At 44.6% G+C, this 5,366-nt stretch carries 6 protein-coding genes; all 6 read left to right on the forward strand.

The features are described from left to right. Positions 1–367: DUF4291 family protein (locus VIN08_RS18195; protein WP_331967925.1), on the forward strand; the 367-nt coding region annotated here is incomplete at its 5' end. 11 nt (positions 368–378) lie between these two features. Continuing rightward, positions 379–1,272 (forward strand): NUDIX domain-containing protein, encoded by an 894-nt coding sequence (locus VIN08_RS18200; protein WP_331967927.1) that lies wholly within the window; start codon positions 379–381, stop codon positions 1,270–1,272. Between the two features lie 62 nt (positions 1,273–1,334). Beyond that, a complete protein-coding gene (locus VIN08_RS18205) occupies positions 1,335–2,783 on the forward strand; it encodes a nicotinate phosphoribosyltransferase (RefSeq protein WP_331967929.1) in 1,449 nt (482 codons plus the stop codon). A 20-nt stretch (positions 2,784–2,803) separates the two neighbouring features. Beyond that, complete coding sequence (locus VIN08_RS18210; protein WP_331967931.1) at positions 2,804–3,727, forward strand: ribose-phosphate diphosphokinase; 924 nt, start codon at positions 2,804–2,806, stop codon at positions 3,725–3,727. After that, positions 3,724–4,179 (forward strand): hypothetical protein, encoded by a 456-nt coding sequence (locus VIN08_RS18215; RefSeq protein WP_331967933.1) that lies wholly within the window; start codon positions 3,724–3,726, stop codon positions 4,177–4,179. The genes VIN08_RS18210 and VIN08_RS18215 overlap by 4 nt, the downstream gene beginning before the upstream one ends. 51 nt (positions 4,180–4,230) lie before the next feature. Then, positions 4,231–5,366: transferase (locus VIN08_RS18220; RefSeq protein ID WP_331967935.1), on the forward strand; the 1,136-nt coding region annotated here is incomplete at its 3' end.

The raw sequence follows: 5,366 nt of genomic DNA on the forward strand, positions 1-5,366 counted from the left end.
CTCAAAAGAAAACTTCGACACAATACTGCAGGATGCTGTTATATCTTCATTCAGTAAAGATTATTATAAGAATGAAGCAGATTGGCAGCAAGCGCTTCAATTGCATGAGGTGCGATTGCAGTGGGACCCGGACCATGATCCTTTTGGAAATAAAAAAGAGCGAAGAGCTATTCAGTTAGGGTTAAAAGGAAATATACTGGCTCGTTATGGCAAAGAGTTTATTCTGAACATTGAGAATATAGCGCCATTCGTGAAACAGCAAAGGCAAAAACTGGAAGCCGGAAAACTAGATGAACTTGAAATTCCTTTTGAGGAAATATACCAGCCTGCATCAAAGACACTGGCTGGCCGGATAGGATTATCATAAACAAAAATTGTATGAGTAAAATTGGAGTGATCATCGCGCGTTTTCAATCGCCTTACCTGCACGAAGGTCACAAGAGTCTGATCGAATCCGTAAGGCAGCAGCACAACACGATGGTGATTGTTTTGGGAGTATCGCCCGTAAAAGGCAGTCGCAGAAATCCTCTCGACTTTCAAACACGCGAGAAGATGATCAAGAAAGAGTATCCGGATGTAGTCGTGCTTCCGTTGGCCGATCATCCGCTGGATACAAAATGGTCGCAGAACCTGGATGGCATGTTGAGCAATACATTTCCCGGTTCAAGTTTTATACTCTATAGCAGTCGCGATAGTTTTAAAACATACTATACGGGCGCAAACGAAACGATAGAATTGCCCGAGAACGGAAGTTATCGCGCAACGCTTATCCGCGAACAGATCAGTGACAAGGTGATGGACTCTGAAGCTTTCAGAACGGGTATCATCTACGCCTATGCCAATACATACCTCAAAGTATATCCTACCGTAGATATAGCGGTGATGCGAAACAATCGTACAGAAGTTTTGCTGGGGCGTAAAGACATCGACAACAAATGGCGATTGCCCGGTGGCTTCTCAGATCCTACCGATGAAAGCTACGAAGAAGCTGCAGCCCGGGAGTTGCGCGAAGAGTGTGGCGATATACAAATAACCGGCATGCAATACGAAGGTTCTTTCCGGGTAGCCGACTGGCGCTATAGAAACGAATCCGATAAAATTATTACAACACTCTTCTCTACGGAATTTATAGCGGGCGATCCGGCCGGCAGCGATGATATAGCAGAAGTGCAATGGTTCTCGCTACAAGCCGTAAAGCAAATGATGAACGATCATCGAACTGCGTCAGAGCATACACCGCAGCTCAGCACGATCCTGAATAAATATCTGTGAAAGTATACCGGTGCACACACCACACTTACACACGATACATCTGATCTTAAATTTTTAAGTATATGAAAACGAATCTTCTTCTCCTGGCCGATGCTTACAAGTATTCTCATCATAAATTATACTATCCCGGAACAACTAAAATATACTCGTACCTCGAAAGTCGTGGAGGATTGTTTGATAACACGATGTTCTATGGTCTGCAATATTACCTGAAAGAATATCTGCAGGGACCGGCCTTTACCAAGGAGAATATAGACGAGGCCGAAGAACTGATGCGTGGTGTATTTGGCAGAGGCGATGTATTCAAGCGCAGCAACTTCGACTATATTTTGCAAAAGTATAACGGACACCTGCCGGTAAAGATCAAAGCTGTGCCCGAAGGAAGCGCTATACCGGTGCATAATGTATTGATGACGATCGAGAACACAGATCCGGAATGTTATTGGCTCACAAATTTTCTTGAAACATTGCTGATGCAGGTTTGGTATCCCAGCACGGTAGCGACCTTGTCATACGAGATGCGCAGAATTGTAGAGAAGTATTTCGAACAGACGTGTGATAAAGATGCAGCAGGATCGATCAATTTTGTGTTGAACGATTTTGGATTCAGAGGTGTGAGCTCAGTAGAAAGTGCCGGGTTGGGAGGTTCTGCTCACCTGGTAAATTTCATGGGAAGCGATACGGTATATGCTTCGCATTTTGCCAAAAGATACTATAGCGCGCAACAGGTATATGGTATGTCGGTGCCTGCTACCGAGCACTCCATCATGACATTGTTAGGTAAAGCCGGAGAGAAGGAAGTGTTTGATCATGTACTCAAGGCTTACCCTGAAGGTATACTTTCTTGTGTGTCGGATTCATATAACATCTTTCATGCGGTAGAGCAATTATGGGGCGACACATTTAAAGACGAGATACTGAACAGGAAAGGAACACTGGTTATTCGCCCTGACTCCGGTGATCCGGTAAAGACACTATTGAAAGTATTTGATATACTCTTTGAGAAATTCGGATTCACGGTTAACAGCAAAGGGTATCGTATGTTGCCCGCGCAGATACGCGTAATACAAGGCGATGGTATAGATCATGAATCAATCCCGATGATCTATGAAAGTTTAAAGAGTAAAGGTATAGCAGCTGCCAACCTAGTATTGGGAATGGGAGGAGCACTGCTGCAAAAGGTAAATCGCGATACACAGAAGTTTGCCCTGAAGTGTTCGTATGCCGAAGTAAACGGTAAGCCTGTACAGGTGCAGAAAGCCCCGGTAGAAATGAATGCGGAAGGAGAATTGGTCGCATCTTTCAAAACATCGAAAGCCGGTAAACTGAAGTTGGTGCAGGAAGACGGAGTATATAAAACGGTGAGCGAGGAAGCTTCTTCGTTACCCGATCAGTTGGAAACTGTTTTCGAAAACGGGGTGATCACAAAAGACTATACCTTTGAAGAAATTCGCGAGCGTGCAGAACTTTCACGGGCAAATGCTCTTAAAAAGAATCACGTGTTGCAATAAATTGATTATCATTGCTGGTCATGGAGAACACAATCAAGATCTATGCTACATCCACCGCGGTGTCGCTTGGAAACAAGATAGCACAGTACCTGCAGCAGCCCCTATACCAGGTGCATACTGAAAAATTTTCTGATGGCGAATTGTTCGTAAGGTTCAATGAGAGCGTGCGCGGCCAAACCGTTTTTCTCATTGCCAAGGTAAATATGCCGTACGAGAATTTCTTTGAGATGCTGATGACGGTGGATGCCGCCAGACGTTCTTCTGCACGCGAAGTAGTGCTGGTAATGCCGTACCTTCCGCATAGCCGGCAGGAGCGGAGAGATGGCCAGCGTACATCGATCTCCTCACGTATGGTGGCTGACATAATTCAGCTTATGGGGGCCGATCGCATCATTACGCTTGACCTGCACACAAATGCTATAGAAGGTTTTTATAAAGTACCGCTTGATCCGCTCTCGTCTCTGAAATTGTTTGTAGATCACATTCAGGATTGCAAGCGCGAGCACTTGTGCTTATGTAGTCCTGACTTTGGTGGCATTAAGCGAATCAAACAGTATAAGAAATACCTGGATGCCGAGATGGTGGTGATCAACAAGGAAAGATTGAAAGCCAACCAGGTGGCACACATGGAGATCATTGGTGATGTGAGAGGACGCAACGTAATTATCATTGACGACCTCGTGGATACGGCCGGTACACTTTGCAAGGCTGCCGATCTTTTGATCGAACATGGTGCTGAATCAGTTTGTGCTTATTGTACACACGGTATATTAAGCGGGGCTGCAATATCGAACCTGGAAAAATCGAAGATCGAGAAACTATATATATCCGATACAGTAGTGGAAGCGTTGGATCATCCGAAGATCGAAATTGTAAGTTGTGCTGAATTACTGGCGCGTGCTATGGAGAGTCTGATCAACAACAAAAGTCTTAGCCAGATATGATAACACGCGCTATTGAAAACTGCTTTCGGCACGCAAGAGAAAAGCGCTGGGGCAAAACATACTGGGCGTTTGATATACACGGAACCATGCTCAGACCTAATTACCAGTGCAACGCTATCTCTACTGAATTTTATCCGTACGCCAAAGAAGTAATGCAATTGCTGAGTAAGCGAACAGACATAGTACGAATATTATATACCTGTTCGTATCCGCATGAAATAGAACAATACATTGCCTACTTCCGCCAGCACGATATATACTTTCACTATATAAATACAAACCCCGAAGTAGCAGACGGTGCCTACGGCTACTACGAAGATAAATTCTATTTCAACGTTCTCATGGACGACAAGGCCGGCTTTGACGGAGAGACGGACTGGAAACTCATCTATACTTTATTGGAAAATTCCATGTTTCAGGTTCAAAGTTCCATGTTCAAAGTGGAGCCCTAGTCTTGAACCTTGAACTTTAAACTTATTGAACCTAAAACCCTGAACGAAAGAATGATCCTTCTCTTCCCCGGCCGCCATCAGCTACTGACTAACTTTCAGTTTCAATATATAGCCGATCTCCTTCAAAAGTCTTTGAGCTCGGTGCGCGATATACAGGGAAACGTATTGCAGCAAGATGGTAAAATAGAAGCGATCGTTTTTGCCGTAACATCTGCCAACCACAGTAACACCCGGAGAAATCCGCTTCCTTTTTATTTACGCTCGCTGGCTATACAGGAGTTTGCAGATGAACTGCCGGTGCCAGTCTATATATATGGCATTGATGATGTGGGGAACCTCAATAATTTTGCAAGCTATACCATAAAACGTATTCGTCACGAGAGCGAAGGTATGTTCGATCTTACACCAGCCAATACGTTGGTGCTTTGTTCAACACCGGTACTATCGATGTATGAAGATCTCGGCTATACTATTTTGCCGGCAGAGCTGGAAGACCGCACGACATGGAAACATAAAGCGACTTTGCCGTGGGATATCGTAGAGAAAATTGCTGTAAGCCCTCAATGGAGCAGTGATCAATCTATACTGACCGATATGCATATTGCATCAGTCGATATCTGGAAAAAGTATAAACTCGCGGGCAAAGTACAATTACTCTTTAGAGATCGTATGATCAGTGAGGATGGCGATATCACCGGTACGCGTGACTATAACACGTACGTGCGACAAATGGATACGATTGCTGAACTGAAATATACCGAGACGGCTTCTTACGTGCGTGCGGGCCGGATTGGAGATATAGGTTGCGCTGTAGGTTCATGGATGAAGCTGGCTTGTCAGGATGCGCGCTTTCGTGAGTCGGACTTCTATGGTATAGAAGTAGCCCGGCATTTGTTTGATATCTGCCAACAACGCAAGCATAATGGTGAGTTTAAAAATCCATTTATATTCTTCTCTCAACGTAATGCTGTAACAGGGTTAGTGTTTGATCGTGAGTCGATGAATACGATCCATACTTCATCACTTACACACGAGATTGAATCGTACGGCAGCCGACACGACTTGCTCGCATTTATCGCCAATCGCTTTGAGGAACTTACACATGGTGGCGTATGGATTAATCGCGATGTAGTGGGACCGGAGAGCAAGCATGCGAAAGTGTGGCTGTTGCTCAATAAAGAGGATGG

It is taken from the genome of Ohtaekwangia sp., from assembly GCF_036568665.1.
Classification (GTDB): domain Bacteria; phylum Bacteroidota; class Bacteroidia; order Cytophagales; family Cyclobacteriaceae; genus Ohtaekwangia.

Bases quoted from the DNA above. Each gene is read 5' to 3' on its own strand.
- VIN08_RS18200 (WP_331967927.1), top strand. From the start codon at position 379: ATGAGTAAAATTGGAGTGATCATCGCGCGTTTTCAATCGCCTTACCTG.
- VIN08_RS18205 (WP_331967929.1), top strand. From the start codon at position 1,335: ATGAAAACGAATCTTCTTCTCCTGGCCGATGCTTACAAGTATTCTCAT.
- VIN08_RS18210 (WP_331967931.1), top strand. From the start codon at position 2,804: ATGGAGAACACAATCAAGATCTATGCTACATCCACCGCGGTGTCGCTT.
- VIN08_RS18215 (WP_331967933.1), top strand. From the start codon at position 3,724: ATGATAACACGCGCTATTGAAAACTGCTTTCGGCACGCAAGAGAAAAG.